Source organism: Nocardioides sp. (assembly GCF_041600255.1).
Classification (GTDB): domain Bacteria; phylum Actinomycetota; class Actinomycetes; order Propionibacteriales; family Nocardioidaceae; genus Nocardioides.
Window position 1 is genome coordinate 1 of record NZ_JBFIKK010000064.1, and the last position, 18,788, is coordinate 18,788.

The following is an 18,788-nucleotide window of genomic DNA, read 5'->3' on the forward strand; positions in this document are numbered from 1 at the left end:
CGCCTGGCCAGCATCGTGCTGCGGGACTCGGCGTACCTGGCCGAGGAGGAGGCCCGCCGGTCGGCCGAGTCGGGGTTGAGCCGGCACGACCCGCCGCTGCCGCTCTACGTCTCCGCCGATGCCGAGCGGGCGATCCGTCTCTTCACGCCCCTGCCGATGCGCGAGCAGCGGACCCTCGCGCCCGGGATCTCGGTGTCGCTGCACCGGGCCGGCCATATCCTCGGCTCCCGCTTCGTCGTGCTGACCGTCGGCGACGTCCGGATCGTCTTCAGCGGCGACCTCGGCCGGACCGACCACCCGCTGCTGCTGCCGCCCGAGCCGCCGGGCGACGCGGACTACTTCGTGGTCGAGTCGACCTACGGCAACCGGGAGCACCCGGTCGGGGCGATCGACGCGCTGGCCGACGTCCTGACCCGGACCCTGGAGCGCGGAGGGGTGGCGCTGCTGCCGGCGTTCGCGGTGGACCGTACGCCGATGCTGCTGCACGAGCTCCGCGGGCTGGTGCTGGCCGGCCGGGTGCCCGACGTGCCCGTGTACGCCGACAGCCCGATGGCCCTGCGCGCGTTGACGGTCTACCGCGAGGCCCTGGCCCGCGGGGGCGACGAGTTCCGACCGTCGGTCACCGGCTCCGCGGACCCCTTCGACCCGGGTCACCTCGAGTTGGTCCCGGACGAGTCGGCGTCCAGCCGGCTCAACGACCCCAAGAAGCCCTGCATCGTGATCTCGGCCTCGGGGATGGCCACCGGCGGGCGGGTCCTGCACCACCTGAGGGGCCAGTTGCCGCGCGCCCGCAACAGCGTGGTGCTCACCGGCTACCAGGTGCCCGGCACCCGGGGTCACGACCTGGTCCAGGGTGCGCCGCAGGTGAAGATCCACGGGCGCTACGTCCCGGTGCGGGCCGAGATCGCCAACGTGCGGGGCTTCTCCGCCCACGCCGACGCGCCGCAGCTGCTGAGCTGGCTGCGGCACTCGGTGGAGCCGCGCACCGTCTTCGTCGTGCACGGCGAACCCGCCTCGTCCGAGGCCCTGGCCACCACGGTGCGCGCCGGGCTCGACTGGACGGCGGTCGTGCCCCGGCTGCACGAGCGGGTGCTCGTGGACTGAGGTCCCCGGCCTCGACCGGGGTAGCGTGAGCGTTCTCGCTCCAGCCCCCGGGACAGGCCCTCCATGACCACCCTCACCACGTCGAGTCGTTCCGCCGTCCGCCGGCGGGCGTGGGTGAAGGCCGGGCTGCTGCTGGCGCTGCTGGTGGTGCTGCTGGTCCTCGCGTTGCAGTTCTCGGGGCCGGAGGTCGCGGCGATCCGTCGGCACGTCGAGGACGCCGGACCCTGGGGTCCGTTGGTCTTCTACGTCTTCTACGTGGGGGTCTCCCTGCTGCCCGCACCCAAGAACCTGCTCACGATCGCCGGCGGTCTGCTCTTCGGCCTCGTCCCGGGCGCCGCCCTTGCCCTGGCGGGGGCCACGACGGGGGCGATGCTCTCCTTCGCCGGAGCGCGGGTTCTTGGTCGCTCCGCGATCGAGCAGATCGGCTCCCCCCGGATGGTGCGCATCGATCGACTGCTCCGCGACCACGGGTTCGCGACCGTCCTGGTCCTGCGCCTGCTGCCAGTGGTGCCGTACACGGCGGTGAACTACGCCGCCGGAGTGAGTGCCGTCCGTGCCCTCTCCTTCCTGCTGGCCAGTGCGGTCGGCATGATCCCCGGGTCCCTGGCCTACGCGGCGTTCGGTGCCTACGGCGCCACCGACCCGTGGCGCACGGCGGTTGCCGGCAGCGGCCTGCTCCTGCTGCTGGTGATCGGCGGCCTGCTGGCCCGACGACTGCCGGGACACACGTCGCAGAGCTGAGCCCGTGTGGTGTGCTGGTCCGATGCCGCGTCCCCTGAGCACCGTCCCCGCCGACCTCTCCCTCTTCACCCCCGAGGGCACGACCGTCCCCGCCGCCGACCTCGCGGACACGTCGTTCACCGTCGTCCAGCTGGTTCGCTACTTCGGCTGCCTGCCCTGCCAGTCCTGGCTCCTCGAGCTGACCGCCGTGGCGCCGGAGCTCGCGGCGCAGGGCATCGGCGTGGCAGCCGTGGGCGGCTCGGCGGACTACCAGGCCCAGTGGCTGCGCGACGAGAAGCGGGTCACGATCCCGCTTTACCTCGACCCCGGACACGACTTCCGCACTGCGGTCGGGGCGGAGCGGAAGCTCGGCCTCAAGCTGCTGCGCCCGGCCGGGGCCGCCGCGTACGTTCGTTCGCTGCGCGAGGGGCTGCGCCCGCAGGCGATCACCCGCGACACCCTTCGCAGCCCCGGCGTGGTGATCCTGGACCGCGACCTGAACGTCGTCTGGCAGCACGTCGGGGAGCGGATCGGCGACTACCCGGCCATGGCCCGGGTGGTGGCAGCGGTGCGCGCGCTCGCCGTGGGCGGGCAGCCCTGAGCGGCCGGTCCCCGACTGGGAGACTGGGGCGTATGTCGCCGTCCGCTGCCAACGCTCACGCTCCCATGCCCGGCGCCGAGGGGCTGGCCGAGCCGCTGCGCTCCCGCTGGAGCCCCAGCGTCTTCGACGACCGGCACCGGCTGGGTGCCGACGAGCTCGCCGAGCTCCTGCACGCCGCGCAGTGGTCGCCGAGCGCCGGCAACACCCAACCGTGGGCGTTCTTCGTCGCCGAGCGGGGGAACGCCACCCACCGGGTGGTCGTCGAGCACCTGAGCCGTGGGAACTCCGGCTGGGTGCCGCGCGCCTCGGTGGTGCTGGTCGCTGCCGTCCAGGTCGAGCCGGACGCCGAGGGGAACGGGGGCGGCGACGCCACGCTCTACGACCTGGGGCAGGCGGCCGCCCACGTCACCCTGCAGGCTCGGGCGATGGGGCTGCACGCCCACCAGTTCGCCGGGTTCGACACCGACGCCGTGCACGCCGCGCTCGGCGTCCCCGCGCACTACCGGGTGCTGACCGGCATCGCGATCGGGGTCCGCGGGAGCCACGACGAGGTCGACGAACGCACCAGCGCCCGCGAGGACCGCGTGCGGGTCCGCAAGCCGCTGGAGAGCTTCGTCTTCGACGGCGTCTGGGGCACGCCGTGGACCGCGCCCGGTGCTGACCGTCCGGCCGGGTCCGCCGAGGGGGCCGCCCCGTGAGCCGGCGGCCGAGCGGCAAGGCGCTGCTGCTGGTCGCCCTGCTCGTGCTGATGATCAACCTGCCGCTGGTGCACAGCACCTGGCTGGACTGGCGGGTCGACCGGGCCGGCGTCGAGGTCGAGGCCGAGGTCACCGGGGTCGGCGTCCTGCCGCCGGAGAGCGACCCGCACTACGTGGTGGCCTTCCGCTTCCCCGCCGAGGTCGACCCCGACCGGACGATCTGGAACACCGAGGTCGACCGGGCGACGTACGACGAGGCGGTCGCCGAGGACGTCGTCCAGGTCCGGGTGCTGCCGGGGCGTCCGGCGGCGTACGAGGTCGAGGGTCAGGTGCCGGCCGGGCGGGTGGGCCTGGTCGTCACCGTGCTGGCGGACCTCGCGCTGCTGGCGGTGGGCGTGCTGTTCTGGCGGTTCCGGGGCCGGCTGCGGGCCCCCTTGCGCGCGGTGGCCGTCGAGGACGTCGAGCGCTGTCGGCCGGGTGTCGCTCTCGACCGGCTGGACGGCGACGGCCTCTACCTGATCCGGGGCGAGGTGGTGGAGATCCTCGACGACGAGATCGTCCTCGACCTCGGTGACCGGGCCGTGCACGTCGAGCTGGCCGGCCATCGCAACCCGGTGGGCCACCAACAGCCCGCGCAGGTGCGCGGCCACCTCGTCGGCTGACGATGGGACAGCAGGAGGTGGCGGGCCGGGTGTGGTCGCCGTGGCGCACGGTCGTCTGGTTCGGGCTGGTGAGCCTGGCCGCCGACATGGTCTACGAGGGAGCCCGGGCGATCACCGGCCCGTTCCTGGCGAGTCTGGGGGCCTCGGCCCTGGTGGTCGGGCTGGTCACCGGCGCGGGGGAGGGCGCGGCGCTCGTGCTGAGGCTGGTCTCGGGTCCCCTCGCCGACCGCACCGGGCGCTACTGGTCGCTCACCATCGTGGGCTACGGCCTCACCGCCGTCTGCGTCCCGCTGATGGCGATCGCGCCGTTCGTCGGTGGGGCCGGGCTCGCCGTCGGCGCGACGCTGGTGGTGCTGGAGCGCACCGGCAAGGCGATCCGGAGTCCCTCCAAGTCCGCCCTGCTGGCGCACGCGGCCGGTGCGGTCGGTCGCGGACGGGGCTTCGGGGTGCACAAGGCACTGGACCAGGTCGGCGCCTTCTCGGGGCCGCTGCTGGTGGCGGGCGTGGTCGCGCTGACCGGCCGGCTCTGGACGGCCCTGGCGGTGCTCGCCGTGCCGGCGGCGCTGTCGATGGTGCTCCTGCTGGTGGTCCGAGCCCGAGTCCCCGACCTCGCGGGGGCTGACCAGGCGCCTCAGGCCGTGCCTGCCGGCCGTGACCTGTCCGGGGTCGCGCGCGGCGAGGTCCGCCTGCCCGGCTCCTTCTACCTGTTCGCCGGGGCCTGCGCCGCCAGCACGGTGGGGTTGATGACCTTCGGCGTGATCTCGTACCACCTGGTCGAGGCCGGGGTGTTCACGCTGGCCTGGGTGCCGGTGGTCTACGCGGCCGCGATGGCCTCGGGTGCGGTCGCCGCGCTCGCGACCGGTGGGGTCTACGACCGGTTCGGGGGGCGGGTGCTGCTCCTGCTGCCGGTGCTGGTGGCGGCCGTTCCGCTGCTCGCCTTCGACACCCGCCCGGCCGTGGTGCTGGCCGGCGTGCTGGTCTGGGGGGCCGCCACCGGTCTGCAGGACTCGACCGTGAAAGCCCTGGTGGCCGATCTGGTGCCGTCGGCCCGGCTGGCCACGGCGTACGGCGTGTTCGCGGCGTTCCAAGGGGCGGCCGCTCTGGCGGGCGGGGCGCTCGCGGGGGCCCTCTACGACGGAGGGGTCGCCGACCTGGTCCTCGTGATCGCCGGGTGTCAGGTGCTGGCGCTGGCGCTGCTGGTGGTGGTGCTCAGGCGACCGCGCGCAGGTGACGGGCCTGGGCGCCGGCACTGATCGGCTCGGGGTGCAGCGGGTTGGGGTTCGCGCGGACCTCGCGCCGAGCGACGAGCTCCCGGTGACGGGCGGCGAGGACCATCGCAGCGATCATCAGCGCCGGGACCAGGAGGATGAAGGTCATGGACGCGGCGGTGAACACGGCGGGGAACGGCACGGTCTCTCTCCTGTGATGGGGGGTCTTCGGTTGTCCGGGCCCCCGCTTCTCCGGGCGGAGGATCGGTGACCCCTCATAACGTGACCCGTGAGCCGCTCCGGTAAACCTTGATCTTTCAACCATCGGCATCGTCTGCGTCACATCGGCCTACGCCCACCGGTGTCGGCGGGGCCGTCACCGGCTCCCTGCCACACTTGCCCGGTGACCACGCTGACCGACTTCTCCGCCCGCGCCCTCGACGGCAACGACATCGACCTCGGGACCTACGCCGGGCAGGTGGCCCTGGTGGTCAACACCGCGACCAAGTGCGGGTACTCCGGCCAGCTGACCGGACTCCAGGAGCTGCACGACCGGTACGCCGAGCAGGGGTTCACGGTGCTCGGCTTCCCGAGCGATCAGTTCAAGCAGGAGCCGGTTGCCGACGACGAGATGTCGGCGGTCTGCCAGCGCAACTACGGCGTGAGCTTCCCGATGTTCGCCAAGGTGAAGGTCAACGGCCGGGACGCCCACCCCGTCTTCCAGTGGCTGCGGCGGCAGAAGAAGGGCCTGCTCGGTGGGCGGATCAACTGGAACTTCACCAAGTTCCTCCTCGACCGCGAGGGCCAGGTGGTCGCCCGCTACGGCCCCACCACCGAGCCTGCCGCGATCGCGGCGGACATCGAACGCGCCCTGTCGGCCTGAGCGCGGCCCTCGATGAGCTGGTTCTCGGCGCGCACCGAGGCGGAGGCAGTGGTGGCCGCCGAGCCCGAACGGATCTGGGCGGCGCTCACCGACCCCGTGCTGCTGCCCGAGCTGACGCCGTTCCTGAACTCGATCGACACCGACGGTGACCGCTGGACCTGGCACCTGGGCCGGATCCCGCTGCTCGGGGTGAGTGTGGCGCCGGCCTTCACGGTCGCGATGACCTTCCGGCCGCACGAGCGGATCGAGTTCGTGCACGCGCCGCCCGACGGCGTACGGGAGCGAGCCGGCACCAACGGCTGGTACGACCTGACCGAGGTCGCCGACGGCACCCACCTGGCCACCAGCCTCGAGGTGGAGGTGGACCTGCCGCTGGCTCGGATCGCCTCCCCGGCCGTCACGGCCGCGATGCGCGGGGTGCTCAAGCAGATGGGGGACCGGTTCTCCCGGAACCTGCTGCAGCACCTGGGCCTGCCCGCCTGACGAGGCCTTCGCTGAGCACCGGCCGGTTGGTCACGGTCCGGTCTCGGACTTGCCGGTAACCACGGCTTCGGAGGAGGGTCGACCCATGGCAGCCACCACCTCGTCGTACTCGATCACCATGCGTCTCTACACCGCCCCCGACCACGGCGTGGTCGGCACGGTCGCCACCGCGATCGCCACCGCCGGCGGGATCGTGACCGCCATCGACGTCGCCGAGTCGAGCCACGACCGGCTCGTCGTGGACGTCACCTGCTCGGCCAGCGACGCCGACCACGCCGCGCTGCTCAAGGACGCGGTGGACGCGGTCGAGGGCGTCGAGGTGCACAAGACCAGCGACCGGACCTTCCTGCTGCACCTGGGCGGCAAGATCGAGGTCAACTCGAAGGTTCCGCTGAAGAACCGCGACGACCTCTCGATGGCCTACACCCCCGGCGTCGGGCGGGTCAGCATGGCGATCGCCGAGACCCCCGACGACGTCTGGCGACTGACCGTCAAGGGCAACTCCGTGGCCGTGGTGACCGACGGGTCGGCCGTGCTCGGGCTGGGCAACATCGGGCCGGGCGCTGCGATGCCGGTGATGGAGGGCAAGGCCGCGCTGTTCAAGCGGTTCGCCGACATCGACGCCTGGCCGATCTGCCTGGCCACCCAGGACACCGACGAGATCGTCAAGGCGGTCGAGATGATCGCCCCCGGGTTCGGGGGGATCAACCTCGAGGACATCGCCGCGCCCCGCTGCTTCGAGATCGAGGCCCGGCTGCGGGCCAGCCTCGACATCCCGGTCTTCCACGACGACCAGCACGGCACCGCGATCGTCGTGCTCGCGGCGTTGACCAACGCGCTGCGGGTCGTGCACAAGAGCCTGCCCGACGTCCGGATCGTGGTGGCCGGCGCCGGCGCCGCGGGCTCGGCGATCGTCACCCTGCTGCTGGCCGGGGGCGCCGGCGACGTCATCGTCTGGGACCGCGAGGGCTGCCTGTCCGCCGACGACGACTCGCTCTCCCCGGCCAAGGCCGAGCTGGCGTCGCGGACCAACAAGCGGCGGGTCCGCGGCGACCTGCGCACCGGCCTGACCGGCGCCGACGTCTTCATCGGGGTCAGCGGCCCCGGGCTGCTGAAGGCCGAGTGGATCGCCGACATGGCCGACGACGCCGTGGTCTTCGCGCTGGCCAACCCCGACCCCGAGGTCGACCCGGCCGAGGCCGAGAAGTACGCCGCCGTGGTCGCCAGCGGACGCTCGGACTACGCCAACCAGATCAACAACGTGCTGGCCTTCCCCGGTGTCTTCCGGGGCCTGCTGGACGCGCGGGCCTCGGAGATCACCGTGGAGATGCTGCTCCGGGCGGCCGAGGCGATCGCGCACGTCGTCCAGGACGACGAGTTGAACCCGAACTTCATCATCCCCTCGGTCTTCGACCTCGACGTGCCGAAGGCCGTGGCCGCCGCGATCCGCGGCGACAAGTCCTAGACGGGCTGCTCCAGCGGCTGCCGGGCCACCCGGCCGGGCGGGCGCATCCGGACCAGCTCGGCCAGGGCCCGGTCGGCCTGCTCGGCGTCGACCGCCCAGATCGTGACGGCGTACGGCGCCCGTGTGTACAGCACCGTCCGGGAGTGGTGCTCGTCGACCGGACGGTCCCAGACCAGCCGTCGCGCGGGCTCGCCGGAGTCGTTCCAGGCGCCCGGCTCGGTGCCGTACTCCTGGCCGAAGAACTCGACGGCGGCCTCGACCGAGCCGAACTGCGCGTAGGTCAGGTAGACCTCGTCGTCGTTCACCTCCGCCCGGCACTCCCACCACTGCGGTCGATCGACGTCGGCGGACTCCTGGGTCCGGTCCCGGCAGGTCTCGTCGGCCGGGTCGAACGACGGGAAGACCCAGGCGAGAGCGTCCGGCCCGCCGAGCGGGGTGCACGCCTCTGTGGTCGGTACCACGGTGCCGTCCCAGCAGGTCACGCCCGGATCGTCGGTCGAGGCGGGGGTGTTGTCGGCCGCGACGGCAGCCTCGTCGGCTGGGGCCGGCTCGGCTGCGGGGTCGGCCAGCAGCAGGTGTGCGCCGTACGCCCCCGTCGCGACCAGCAGCAGGACCAGCGGCCCCAGGATCAGCGCCGTCCGCCACCGCTCACCGGTCGCGCTGCTCGGGCTGGGCATGCGGGCCAGCCTCTCGCCTGCGAGGGCGAGACGCAACCGATCCGTTTTACAAATCAAAGGGTCTTGTCAAGACGGTTTACAAACCCTATGGTGATGTAAACCGTCGTACGACCGTCCCCCACGGAAGGCAGCCCGATGTCCCAGACGTCCGCGAGCTCCCCCGGCTCGACCCCGGCCGGCTTCACTCCCTCAGGCACGGTCTCGGCCGGGTCGACCGAGGAGTGGACCGACCACAAGCGCTACCTGTGGCTGATCGGCCTGGTGGTGCCCACCCTCGCGTTCATCGCCTACGGCCTGTGGGCCGCCACCGGCATCGGGGCGTTCTTCTGGATCGGTCCGGTCGTGATCCTCGTGATCGTGCCGAGCATCGACCTGTTCGCAGGGCTGGACCGCTCGAACCCGCCCGACGACGTGATCGAGGCCCTCGAGAACGACCGGTACTACCGGTGGATCACCTACCTCTTCCTGCCGATCCAGTTCGTCGGCTTCGTGGGCGCCTTCTGGCTGATCGCGAACGGCGACCCGTTCGGCTTCCAGGGCGAGCTGAGCGCCGTCGACAAGATCGGCCTCGCCCTCTCCATCGGAGCCATCGGCGGGATCGGCATCAACACCGCCCACGAGCTCGGCCACAAGAAGGAGAGCCACGAGCGCTGGCTGTCCAAGATCGCGCTGGCCCCGACGTTCTACGGCCACTTCTACATCGAGCACAACCGCGGCCACCACGTCCGCGTCGCCACCCCCGAGGACCCGGCCAGCAGCCGGTTCGGCGAGAACTTCTACCAGTTCTGGCCGCGCACGGTGATCGGCTCGCTGAAGAGCGCGTGGCGGTTGGAGAAGCGTCGCTACGCCCGCAAGCAGCAGCACCCGTTCCGGATCGGCAACGACGTGCTGAACGCCTGGCTGATGTCGGCGGTGCTCTGGGGGGCGATGATCGCCTGGCTCGGCATCGGCATCACTCCCTACCTGGTGATCCAGGCGATCATGGGCTTCTCGCTCCTCGAGGTCGTCAACTACATGGAGCACTACGGGATGCTGCGCCAGAAGGTCGGCCAGCCGGGCAAGGAGCGCTACGAGCGGGTGGCGCCCTCGCACTCGTGGAACTCCAACAACATCGCCACCAACGTGCTGCTCTACCACCTGCAGCGCCACAGCGACCACCACGCCAACCCGACCCGTCGCTACCAGACCCTGCGCGACTTCGAGGAGTCCCCGGTCCTGCCCACCGGGTACGCCGGGATGATCGTGCTGGCACTCGTGCCGCCGCTGTGGCGCCGGGTAATGGACCCCCGCGTGCTCGCCCACTTCGACGGTGACCTGCGCCTGGCCAACCTGCACCCGCGCAAGCGCGACCGGATCCTGGCCGCCTACCCGCCGCCCTCCGACGAGGCGCCGCACGTGGACGCCACCGACGTCACGGTGGCCGTGCCCGACGAGGTGCTGGCGGCCCGCTGCCCCGGCTGCAGCCACGTCTACGAGGTCGCGGTCGGCGACGAGCACGAGGGCTTCGCCGCCGGCACCCCGTGGTCGCAGATCCCGGACGACTGGTGCTGCCCCGACTGCGGGGTGCGCGAGAAGGTCGACTTCGTGCCGTGCGACCCGTCGTACGACACCGGCCGGGGCCGGGTGGCCTGATGCGGATCGAGGTCGACCGCGACAGGTGCGAGGGCCTGGGCATGTGCGAGGCGATGGCGCACGAGTTCTTCGAGGTCGACGACGACGAGGTCATGCACGTCCTGGACGACTCGCCCGCCGAGGAGCACCGCCAGCAGGTGTTCGCAGCCGTGAACTCGTGTCCGGTGCTGGCGCTGAAGCTGGTCGGCTGACGGTCCGGCAACCGGTCCCCGCGCTCGCGTGGGGACCGGTTCCTAGACTGGGTCGCGTGACCACCACTGCTCCCCGCACCGACGCGCCGGCACTGCGCGAGCGCATCGTCCGGGCGGCGGTCGTGCTGGCCACCGACGAGGGCTGGGCGCGGGTCACGATGGCGCGGCTCGCCGACGAGGTCGGCGTCAGCCGGCAGACCGTCTACAACGAGATCGGCTCCAAGTCAGGGCTCGCCGAGGCGATGATCCTGCACGAGCTCGACCGCTTCCTCCGCGTGGTGAACGACGCGTTCGACGCCCACCCCGACCACCTGGTCACGGCTCTGCGGGCTGCCGTCGAGGCCGTGCTGGAGCTCTCCCAGGACAACAGCCTGCTGCACGCGGTCGTCTCCGCCACGCACGGCGCCGACACCGAGCTGCTGCCGTTGCTGACCACCCACTCGGAGTCGCTGCTCACCGCCGCGAAGGGGGTGATCGGCGACCGGCTGGAGCCCTACCGGTTGACGATCGAGCCCGGGCACCTCGACGCCGCGATCGACATGGTGGTGCGGGTCGTGCTCAGCCACGTCATGCAGCCCACGGCCTCGCCGGCCGACACCGCCGCCGACATCGCCTGGATCGCGACCCGGGTCCTGGGCGAGTAGTCGGGCCTCGGCCGGGGACTCAGGCCGCGCGGGCCCGGGCCAGTTCGACGGCCTCGCGGAAGGCGCGCGCGACGTACTCCGGCACCTGCAGCCCACGGTCGCGGGCCCACAGCAGCTCGCGCTCGACCCGGGAGATCTCGCCGGCGAAGCGGTCGGACTCCTCGGCGATGCCGAGCGTCTCCATCACGTCGCCGAAGTCCGCAGCCTGGCCGGGGTTGTTGGCCCCCACCGGCGCGAACGAGATCGTGCGCAGCCGGCGCACCAGCCAGCGCTGCCACCCCGACAGCTCGGCCCACAGGCCTCGCGCGGAGAGCTGGTAGAAGGCGTAGTGGCCGGGCTCCTGGCGCCGGATCGGCGCGATCACCGTGCTGGCGATCGCGTCCTCGCCGAGCTCGACCACGCCGTCGTACAACAGGTTGTAGGCGAGCACCGCCGAGCGCTCGGTGGCCATACCGGTCAGGTAGTAGAGCATCCGGACGACGTCCTGGATCGGGCTCAGGTGCGCCAGCGCCCCCAGCACCCGGAGCTTCGCGCCCACCGACGACAGGTCGGGGTCGGCGGGCGGACGACCCAGCTCGACCTGCAGCTTGTCCAGGATCAGGCCGTGCTGGATCTCCTGCGGCTGCCACACGTCGGCGTAGAAGTGCCGGTCGATCTCCGGCGGGTTCGGCAGCATCGTGGTGAGCTCGAGGACGTTGCGGTCCACCTCGAGCTCGACCCGGGCCATGTAGTCGAGGACGTGCCCGAACCGCTCGCGCAGGAGGTCGGGGCGGTGCACGGTGAAGTCGACCGAGTCGAGCTCGATGGGCGGGTGCTCGGCGGCCAGGCGGTCGACGTGCACGACGAGACGCTGTTCCGAACGGGGGGCGGATCGGGGGGCGGATCCGGGAGCGGGCGGCATCTGGGAAGAATACGCTGCGGTGGGTGAGCGTCCCCTCGAGCGCAGGTCCCGCCGGAGTACGCCTGGGTACGACGCCGGGGCGGGCGGTGGTGGCTGCGGCGACCCTGGGCTCCGGGATGACCCTGGTCGACGGCACGGTCGTGAACGTCGCCCTCAAGACGATCGGCGAGGACCTCGGCGCCGGCGTCTCGGAGCTGCAGTGGGTGACCAACGGGTACCTGCTCTCCCTGGCCAGCCTGATCCTGCTCGGCGGCTCGTTGGGCGACCGGTTCGGCCGGCGACGCGTCTTCGTGATCGGCACCTGGTGGTTCGCGCTCGCCTCGCTGCTGTGCGGGCTGGCCCCCACGTCGCAGGTGCTGATCGTGGCGCGGGTGCTGCAGGGCATGGGTGCGGCGCTGCTGATGCCCGGCAGCCTGTCGATGATCCAGGGCGCCTTCGTCAAGGAGGACCGGCCCAAGGCGATCGGCACGTGGTCGGGTCTGGGAGCGATCGCGGCCGCGGTCGGGCCGCTGCTCGGCGGCGCGCTGGTGCAGTACGCCGACTGGCGGTGGATCTTCCTGATCAACCTGCCGGTCGCCGTGCTGACCGTGGTGATCGCGCAGCGCTGGGTGCCGGAGACCCGCGACACCGGCGCGGCCCCGCACTTCGACGTCGCCGGCGCCGTCCTGGCCGCGCTCGCGCTCGGCGGCACGACGTACGCCCTGATCGAGTGGGGCGGCGTACCCGGTTGGGTGGCCCTGGGGGTGGCCGCGGTCACCGGTGTCCTGTTCGGGCAGCTCGAGCGCCGCAGCGACCACCCGATGCTGCCGCTCGGCATCTTCGCCGACCGCACGTTCAGCGCCGCGAACGCGATGACCTTCGTGGTGTACGCCGCCCTGGGCGCGCTGCTGTTCTTCCTGGTCATCCAGCTGCAGACGGTCTCGGGCTACGGCCCGCTGCAGGCCGGGCTCGCCACGCTGCCGATCACGATCTGCATGGTGCTGCTGGCGGCCAAGGGCGGTGAGCTGGCCGCCCGGATCGGGCCGCGGGTCCCGATGACCGTCGGTCCTCTGGTGATGGCCGCGGGCACGCTGCTGCTGCTCGCGGTCGACGACGAGGTGAACTACTGGCTCGACGTGATGCCGGGGATCACGGTCTTCGGTCTGGGGTTGGCCCTGCTGGTGGCTCCGCTGACCGCCACCGTCCTGGCCGCCGCGCCCGACCAGCACGCCGGCGTGGCCAGCGGGGTCAACAACGCGGTGGCCCGCTCCGGCTCGCTGCTCGCGGTCGCCGCCCTGCCGCTCGCGGTCGGTCTGGGCGGGGCGGAGTACGCCGAGGCGTCGGCGATGGACGCGGCGTACGGCGAGGCGGTGGTGATCTGCGCCTTCCTGCTGGTCGTGGGCGGGATCTTCTCGTGGTTGACGATCCGGAACCCGCTCGGGTGAAATCCGCGGTCATCGCGCGGTCGCTGGGACCGCACACCTACCCTTGGACGGGGAAGGGACTCACATGCGCCTGCGTCGACGATTCGCGGCTGCCGCACTGTCGGCACTGCTGTCGCTGAGCGCTGCCTGCGCGGGATCGTCCGCCACCGAGACCGCCGACCCCGAGCCGTCGAAGGACGGCAGCCGGGGCGTCACCACGGGAGCCGGCGCGGGCGGTGCACCCTCGGCCGCCGCCACCGGTGCGGTCGTGGCCGACCCCGAGCACGCCATCGATCCGCCGGGCAAGCTGACCAAGCACCTGTTGCCGGCGGACATGCTGGTCTACAGCCAGAACCCGCTCAGCCCCGAGATGGTCCGGAAGATCCGCGCACTCAAGGGCGTGGTGAGCGTGGAACCGATGGCGATGGCGCAGGTCGCGATCGAGAACAAGGTCATCAACGTGGCGGCGGTGACGCCCGGCTCCTACCGGCGCTACACACCCGAGGCGAGCGCCAAGCTGCAGGAGGCCTGGGAGCGGATCGCCGGCGGCGAACTCGGCATCCTGCCCGACCTGCGCAAGAAGATCCCCGCCGACGAGGAGGGCTACCTGCGCCTGGGCAACGGGGCCGACGCCCCCCGGGTCCACATCGGCGCCTTCGCCCCCCAGATCCCGCAGGTCGACGCGGTGGTCAACACCGCGTGGATCGAGACGCTGGGCATGAAGCCCGACAACGCGTTGATCGTCTCGACCGGGATCACCTCGCCGCAGTCGGTGCGCAAGCCGATCCAGCAGATCGCCGGCGACGAGGCCTCGGTGCAGATCCTCGGGCCCGACCTCGACATCACCGTGCAGCAGACCGCGTTCCTGGTCGGCAGCGTGGCCGACGCGGTGGGCACCTTCAACTACACCGTCCTCGGCGGTGGCCGGATCGCGCCGGACCCCGCCTGGGTCGCCTCGCACATCGCCACCGCCACCGTGCCGATCCTCGGCCGGGTGACCTGCAACCGGGCGATCTTCCCGCAGCTCACCGCCGCCCTGCGCGAGATCGTGGAGCGTGGACTGGCGGACAAGATCCACCCCAACGAGTACGCCGGCTGCTACTACCCGCGGTTCATCGCGGGTAGCACCAAGCTCTCCAACCACTCCTTCGGCCTCGCCCTGGACCTCAACGTGCCCGGCAACCTGCGCGGCACGGTCGGCCAGATGGACCGGACGGTCGTCTCCATCTTCAAGAAGTGGGGCTTCGCCTGGGGCGGCGACTGGAGCTACACCGACCCGATGCACTTCGAGATGAATGCGTTGATCGACCCGCGCTGATCGGTCCGCGCCGATCGGTCCGGATGGTGGCGCTCAGCGTCTCGCCGGCTGACACGGTTTGGCCGAAGCGCCGCGGCGAGCGGGTGGCGGTGACAGGTTCGAGAGGAATCCCGGCCACCTCTGGTCGGACATGGGGCATGGATGAGGGAGCACTTCATGACCCACGACGACATCGCACGCTCGGGGCGCGCCCACTCCACCGCCGCGTACGTGATCGCGATCCTGGCGCTGGTCCTGTCGATGGCCGGGGCCGCCACCGCTGGGGGCCTGATCACCGGCAAGCAGATCAAGAACAACTCCGTCACGAGCAAGGACATCAAGAACGGCACGCTGCACCTCAAGGACATCAACGGGAAGTCGCGGCCGTTCGCGCCCCCGCCGAAGGGGATGACCATCGTCGGCGGCGGGATCATGCAGGGGATGGCCCCCTCGAACTCGCTCTACCTGCGCAACTACTCGCCGCTGCCGTTCACCACGAAGGTGCCGTTGAGCTACTCCGGCGGCAGGAACATCTACTTCGGTGCGCCCACCACGGTGGCCGCCGGCGGTGAGTCCAACACCAGCAAGTGCTCCGGCTCGGCGACCAACCCGACCGCCGACGTCGGTGTGCTCTGCGTCTACGTGATCGACACGGTGATCAACGTGAACCCCAACGAGACGTACCTGTTCCCGGGAGTGAGCGCGAACTCCGACGGTGCGGAGAGCAACGGCTTCTACGTCGGGTCGAACCTGGGCAACGCCGGCGAGGTCCGGTTGCAGTACGTGTGGGCCTACACGGCACCGTGATCGGGTGAGGGGACCTGGACGGCTAGCCTCGCGTCATGCGCGCCGTCCAGGTCATCACCACCTCAGGTCCCTCCGGCATCGAGCTCCGCGACATCGCGGAGCCGACCCCCGGCCCCGACGACGTCCTGGTGGAGGTGCACCGGGTCGGCATCTCGTTCCCGGACCTGCTGCTGAGCAAGGGCGAGTACCAGCTCAAGCCGGAGCCGCCGTTCACCCTCGGGGTGGACTTCGCCGGCACCGTGATCAGCGGCCCGGGCTTCGAGCCCGGTCAGCGGGTCGCGGGCGTCGGGCCGTACGGCGGTGCCGCGGACCGGGTCGCCAACCCGGCGATGTTCACGTTCGCCCTGCCGGACTCGTTGAGCTTCGATGAGGGTGCGGCGCTGCCGATGAACTACCTGACCGCGCAGTTCGCGCTCGCCGAGCGGGGCGACCTGCGCGAGGGCGAGACCGTGCTGGTGCACGGGGCTGCCGGTGGGGTCGGCACGGCGACCATCCAGGTCGCGAAGGGGTACGGCGCGCGGACGATCGCGGTGGTCAGCTCGGAGGAGAAGGCCGAGATCGCCCGGCAGGCCGGGGCGGACGAGACGGTGCTGGTCGACGGCTTCAAGGAGTCGGTGATGGCGCTGACCGAGGGTCGCGGCGTCGACGTCGTGATGGACGTCGTCGGGGGTGAGGTGTTCGCGGACTCGTTGCGGGTGCTGGGGGCGCAGGGGCGGCTGCTGGTGGTCGGGTTCGCGGCCGGCCAGGGCATCCCCGAGGTCAAGGTCAACCGGTTGCTGCTCAACAACATCGATGTTCGGGGGGTGGGCTGGGGCGCCTACGCGATGATGCGGCCCGGCTACATGCAGGAGCAGTGGCGGGCGCTGGAGCCGATGATGGCCAGCGGGGTGATCCGCCCGCCGGTGGGTGCGTCGTACGCGCTGGAGGAGTTCGGGCAGGCGTTGGTGGACATGGACGAGCGCCGGACGTTGGGGAAGTCGGTCGTGCGGGTGCGTGACTGAGGGGTTGCTGCTGCAGGTTCATCATGGGATGCAGGTCAGCCAACGGTTCCCGGGGCGTACAGAGCAGGGGAAGCGCGGGTTGGTCGTGGGAACCTCGGCCTGGGGCTCGGGAGGTGCGGATCCGGGCGCTGGAGGGCACGTCAGCGAGCTGGGTATGCCGCGTCGGCCGCCTGGTTGGTCTGGATCCGTCCCAGGTGTCGCAGGTTCATCATGGGATGCAGGTCAGCAGTCACTTCCCGGGGCGTACAGAGCAGGGGAAGCGCGGGTTCGGCTGCATACCGTGATGAACCATCACCCCAAAGCATCCAACGTGTGGATCACCAGATCCCCCGCCAGCACCGGCCCGATCGTCTCGAACGCCGCCGCCACGTGCGGGGTCGACATGTGCGCCTCCATGTCCTCGGCGCTGCGCCACGACTCGATCGTCACGAACGTGCCCGGCGTCGAGGTCGACTCGAACGCCTCGTAGGCCAAGCAGCCCTCCTCCTCGCGCAGACTGGCCGCGGCCAGTTCGGCGAGGCCGGCCCGGACGGCCTCCACCGACTCGACGGTGACGGGGATGGTGGCGACGACGCGCAGCGGTGCACTCATCCATCGAACCTACTCGGAACCGCCCCGCCCGTGCTGGGAAGCACGACCTCCCGGCGGCTAGGGTCGGGCGCGTGAGCACTCTCGACGACGCCCGCGAGGGCATGAATCTCGACGTCCGACCGCAGGACGACCTCTTCGGCCACGTGAACGGCCGGTGGCTCGACGAGACGGAGATCCCATCCGACCGTTCCAGCTGGGGCCCGTTCGTGCAGCTGGCCGACGCTGCCGAGGAGCAGGTCCGCCAGATCATCGAGGACCTCGCCGCCACGGTCACCTCCGGCGACGGGACCGAGATCGACGAGGACGCCCGCAAGATCGGCGACCTCTTCGCCTCCTTCATGGACGAGGACGCCGTCAACGCCAAGGGCCTGCGCCCGGTGCGCCCCCTCATCGACGCGGTCGCGAACCTGCGCGACGTACGCGACCTCGCCGCCTTCCTCGGCGAGTTCGAGCGGGTCGGCGGCCACGGCCTCTTCGGCTCCTACGTCGACACCGACGACCGCCAGTCCGACCGCTACCTGCTGCACCTGGTCCAGGGCGGGCTCGGTCTGCCCGACGAGTCCTACTACCGCGAGGACAAGTTCGCCGAGATCCGCGACAAGTACGTCGCCTACTGCACCACCCTGCTCGGCCTCGCCGGCCAGGAGGCGCCCGAGGAGGCCGCGCAGACGGTCCTGCGGATCGACACCCTGCTGGCCCGCGGCCACTGGGAGCGCGCGGAGACCCGCGACGTGCAGAAGACCTACAACCTGATGACCGCCGACGAGCTGAAGCGGGACTGCCCGTCCTTCGACTGGGACGCCTACTTCACCAACCTCGGCGGCAGCGCCGAGACTTTCGCCGAGTCCTGCGTGCGCCAGCCGTCGTACTTCGCGCACCTCTCCTCCGTGCTCGACGAGGTCACCATCGACGAGTGGCGGCCGTGGATGCTCATCCACGTGCTGCGCTCGGCGGCGCCGTACCTGCCCGACGAGTTCGTCCAGGCCAACTTCGACTTCTACGGCCGCACCCTCAACGGCACCCCCGAGCTCCGGGCCCGGTGGAAGCGCGGGGTCGCGCTGGTCGAGGGCGCGATCGGCGAGGCCGTCGGCAAGGAGTACGTCGCGCGGCACTTCCCGCCGACCTCCAAGGCCCTGATGGACGACCTGGTCGCCAACCTGCTGGCGGCGTACCGGGTCTCGATCGCCGAGCTTGACTGGATGACCGAGGAGACCAAGGAGCGGGCCTACGAGAAGCTCGCGACCTTCCGCCCGAAGATCGGCTACCCGGAGAAGTTCCGCGACTACTCCGCCCTCAAGGTCACCCGCGACGACCTGCTCGGCAACGTCGCCGCCGCCTCCGCGTTCGAGACCGACCGCCAGCTCGCCAAGATCGGTTCGCCGGTCGACCGCGACGAGTGGCACATGCTCCCGCAGACCGTGAACGCCTACTACAACCCCGGTACCAACGAGATCTGCTTCCCGGCCGGCATCCTGCAGAAGCCGTTCTTCAGCCCCGACGCCCACCCGGCCGAGAACTACGGCGGCATCGGCGCGGTGATCGGCCACGAGATCGGTCACGGTTTCGACGACCAGGGCGCGCAGTACGACGGCGAGGGCAACCTCAACGACTGGTGGACGCCGGCCGACAAGGCGGCCTTCGAGGTGAAGTCGAAGGCGCTGATCGCGCAGTACGACGGCTTCGAGCCGCGGGCGCTGCCGGGTGAGAAGGTGAACGGCGCTCTGACCGTCGGCGAGAACATCGGCGACCTGGGCGGCCTGACCATCGCCCACCGCGCGTTCGTGATCTCGCAGGGCGGCCAGGCCGACGTCGAGGCCCGC

The 18,788-nt window shown here is 71.4% G+C and carries 21 protein-coding genes; 17 read left to right on the top strand and 4 right to left on the bottom strand.

Going from position 1 to position 18,788, the window contains the following annotated elements; all coding sequences use genetic code 11:
* From ABZE72_RS09310 to ABZE72_RS09335, 6 genes are all read left to right on the top strand, one after another.
* A partial coding sequence (locus ABZE72_RS09310) for an MBL fold metallo-hydrolase RNA specificity domain-containing protein (protein WP_372728745.1) occupies window positions 1-1,104 on the top strand: 1,104 nt, incomplete at its 5' end.
* Window positions 1,105-1,167: 63 nt separating this feature from the next.
* Entirely contained in the window at window positions 1,168-1,845 is a 678-nt protein-coding gene (locus tag ABZE72_RS09315) for a TVP38/TMEM64 family protein (RefSeq protein WP_372728746.1), read from the top strand.
* Window positions 1,846-1,867: 22 nt separating this feature from the next.
* On the top strand, window positions 1,868-2,425 hold the full coding sequence (locus ABZE72_RS09320) for a redoxin domain-containing protein (protein WP_372728747.1): 558 nt from the start codon (window positions 1,868-1,870) through the stop codon (window positions 2,423-2,425).
* A 32-nt stretch (window positions 2,426-2,457) separates the two neighbouring features.
* Window positions 2,458-3,123, top strand: coding sequence for a nitroreductase family protein (locus tag ABZE72_RS09325; RefSeq protein ID WP_372728748.1), 666 nt, complete (start codon window positions 2,458-2,460; stop codon window positions 3,121-3,123).
* Window positions 3,120-3,785, top strand: coding sequence for a hypothetical protein (locus ABZE72_RS09330; protein WP_372728749.1), 666 nt, complete (start codon window positions 3,120-3,122; stop codon window positions 3,783-3,785). The genes ABZE72_RS09325 and ABZE72_RS09330 overlap by 4 nt, the downstream gene beginning before the upstream one ends.
* A gap of 2 nt (window positions 3,786-3,787) precedes the next feature.
* Entirely contained in the window at window positions 3,788-5,038 is a 1,251-nt protein-coding gene (locus ABZE72_RS09335) for an MFS transporter (RefSeq protein ID WP_372728750.1), read from the top strand.
* Here ABZE72_RS09335 and ABZE72_RS09340 read toward each other — a convergent pair.
* Window positions 4,995-5,195 carry a hypothetical protein gene (locus ABZE72_RS09340; protein WP_372728751.1) on the bottom strand — a complete coding sequence of 67 codons (201 nt, stop codon included), beginning with the start codon at window positions 5,193-5,195 and terminating at the stop codon, window positions 4,995-4,997. The two genes, ABZE72_RS09335 and ABZE72_RS09340, sit on opposite strands and share 44 nt — an antisense overlap.
* A 201-nt stretch (window positions 5,196-5,396) precedes the next feature.
* On the opposite strand from ABZE72_RS09340, the gene ABZE72_RS09345 reads away from it, so the two are divergent.
* The 3 genes from ABZE72_RS09345 (at window position 5,397) to ABZE72_RS09355 (ending at window position 7,824) form a co-directional block, all read left to right on the top strand.
* Window positions 5,397-5,876 carry a glutathione peroxidase gene (locus tag ABZE72_RS09345; protein ID WP_372728752.1) on the top strand — a complete coding sequence of 160 codons (480 nt, stop codon included), beginning with the start codon at window positions 5,397-5,399 and terminating at the stop codon, window positions 5,874-5,876.
* Window positions 5,877-5,888: 12 nt separating this feature from the next.
* Entirely contained in the window at window positions 5,889-6,359 is a 471-nt protein-coding gene (locus ABZE72_RS09350; RefSeq protein WP_372728753.1) for an SRPBCC family protein, read from the top strand.
* Window positions 6,360-6,444: 85 nt separating this feature from the next.
* Window positions 6,445-7,824 (top strand): NAD-dependent malic enzyme, encoded by a 1,380-nt coding sequence (locus ABZE72_RS09355; protein ID WP_372728754.1) that lies wholly within the window; start codon window positions 6,445-6,447, stop codon window positions 7,822-7,824.
* Here ABZE72_RS09355 and ABZE72_RS09360 read toward each other — a convergent pair.
* Entirely contained in the window at window positions 7,821-8,501 is a 681-nt protein-coding gene (locus ABZE72_RS09360) for a hypothetical protein (RefSeq protein WP_372728755.1), read from the bottom strand. The two genes, ABZE72_RS09355 and ABZE72_RS09360, sit on opposite strands and share 4 nt — an antisense overlap.
* A gap of 135 nt (window positions 8,502-8,636) precedes the next feature.
* On the opposite strand from ABZE72_RS09360, the gene ABZE72_RS09365 reads away from it, so the two are divergent.
* Genes ABZE72_RS09365 through ABZE72_RS09375 form a run of 3 tightly spaced genes read left to right on the top strand, consistent with a single transcriptional unit; the run spans window position 8,637 to window position 10,968 of the window.
* Complete coding sequence (locus ABZE72_RS09365) at window positions 8,637-10,133, top strand: fatty acid desaturase (RefSeq protein WP_372728756.1); 1,497 nt, start codon at window positions 8,637-8,639, stop codon at window positions 10,131-10,133.
* Complete coding sequence (locus ABZE72_RS09370; RefSeq protein ID WP_372728757.1) at window positions 10,133-10,324, top strand: ferredoxin; 192 nt, start codon at window positions 10,133-10,135, stop codon at window positions 10,322-10,324. The genes ABZE72_RS09365 and ABZE72_RS09370 overlap by 1 nt, the downstream gene beginning before the upstream one ends.
* A gap of 56 nt (window positions 10,325-10,380) precedes the next feature.
* On the top strand, window positions 10,381-10,968 hold the full coding sequence (locus tag ABZE72_RS09375; protein WP_372728758.1) for a TetR family transcriptional regulator: 588 nt from the start codon (window positions 10,381-10,383) through the stop codon (window positions 10,966-10,968).
* A gap of 19 nt (window positions 10,969-10,987) precedes the next feature.
* On the opposite strand, the gene ABZE72_RS09380 is transcribed toward ABZE72_RS09375, so the two are convergent.
* On the bottom strand, window positions 10,988-11,809 hold the full coding sequence (locus ABZE72_RS09380; RefSeq protein WP_372728759.1) for a GTP-binding protein LepA: 822 nt from the start codon (window positions 11,807-11,809) through the stop codon (window positions 10,988-10,990).
* 83 nt (window positions 11,810-11,892) lie between these two features.
* Here ABZE72_RS09380 and ABZE72_RS09385 point away from each other — a divergent pair, with 83 nt between their 5' ends.
* From ABZE72_RS09385 to ABZE72_RS09400, 4 genes are all read left to right on the top strand, one after another.
* The gene (locus ABZE72_RS09385) at window positions 11,893-13,293 is read left to right on the top strand and encodes an MFS transporter (RefSeq protein WP_372728760.1); all 1,401 of its coding nucleotides are present in this window, start codon (window positions 11,893-11,895) and stop codon (window positions 13,291-13,293) included.
* 64 nt (window positions 13,294-13,357) lie between these two features.
* Window positions 13,358-14,590, top strand: coding sequence for a M15 family metallopeptidase (locus ABZE72_RS09390; RefSeq protein ID WP_372728761.1), 1,233 nt, complete (start codon window positions 13,358-13,360; stop codon window positions 14,588-14,590).
* A gap of 156 nt (window positions 14,591-14,746) precedes the next feature.
* Window positions 14,747-15,376 carry a hypothetical protein gene (locus ABZE72_RS09395; protein WP_372728762.1) on the top strand — a complete coding sequence of 210 codons (630 nt, stop codon included), beginning with the start codon at window positions 14,747-14,749 and terminating at the stop codon, window positions 15,374-15,376.
* 35 nt (window positions 15,377-15,411) lie between these two features.
* On the top strand, window positions 15,412-16,377 hold the full coding sequence (locus ABZE72_RS09400) for an NADPH:quinone oxidoreductase family protein (RefSeq protein WP_372728763.1): 966 nt from the start codon (window positions 15,412-15,414) through the stop codon (window positions 16,375-16,377).
* A 291-nt stretch (window positions 16,378-16,668) separates the two neighbouring features.
* On the opposite strand, the gene ABZE72_RS09405 is transcribed toward ABZE72_RS09400, so the two are convergent.
* Window positions 16,669-16,968 carry a putative quinol monooxygenase gene (locus ABZE72_RS09405; RefSeq protein ID WP_372728764.1) on the bottom strand — a complete coding sequence of 100 codons (300 nt, stop codon included), beginning with the start codon at window positions 16,966-16,968 and terminating at the stop codon, window positions 16,669-16,671.
* 71 nt (window positions 16,969-17,039) lie between these two features.
* On the opposite strand from ABZE72_RS09405, the gene ABZE72_RS09410 reads away from it, so the two are divergent.
* The coding region (locus tag ABZE72_RS09410) for a M13 family metallopeptidase (RefSeq protein WP_372728765.1) at window positions 17,040-18,788 on the top strand (1,749 nt) is incomplete at its 3' end.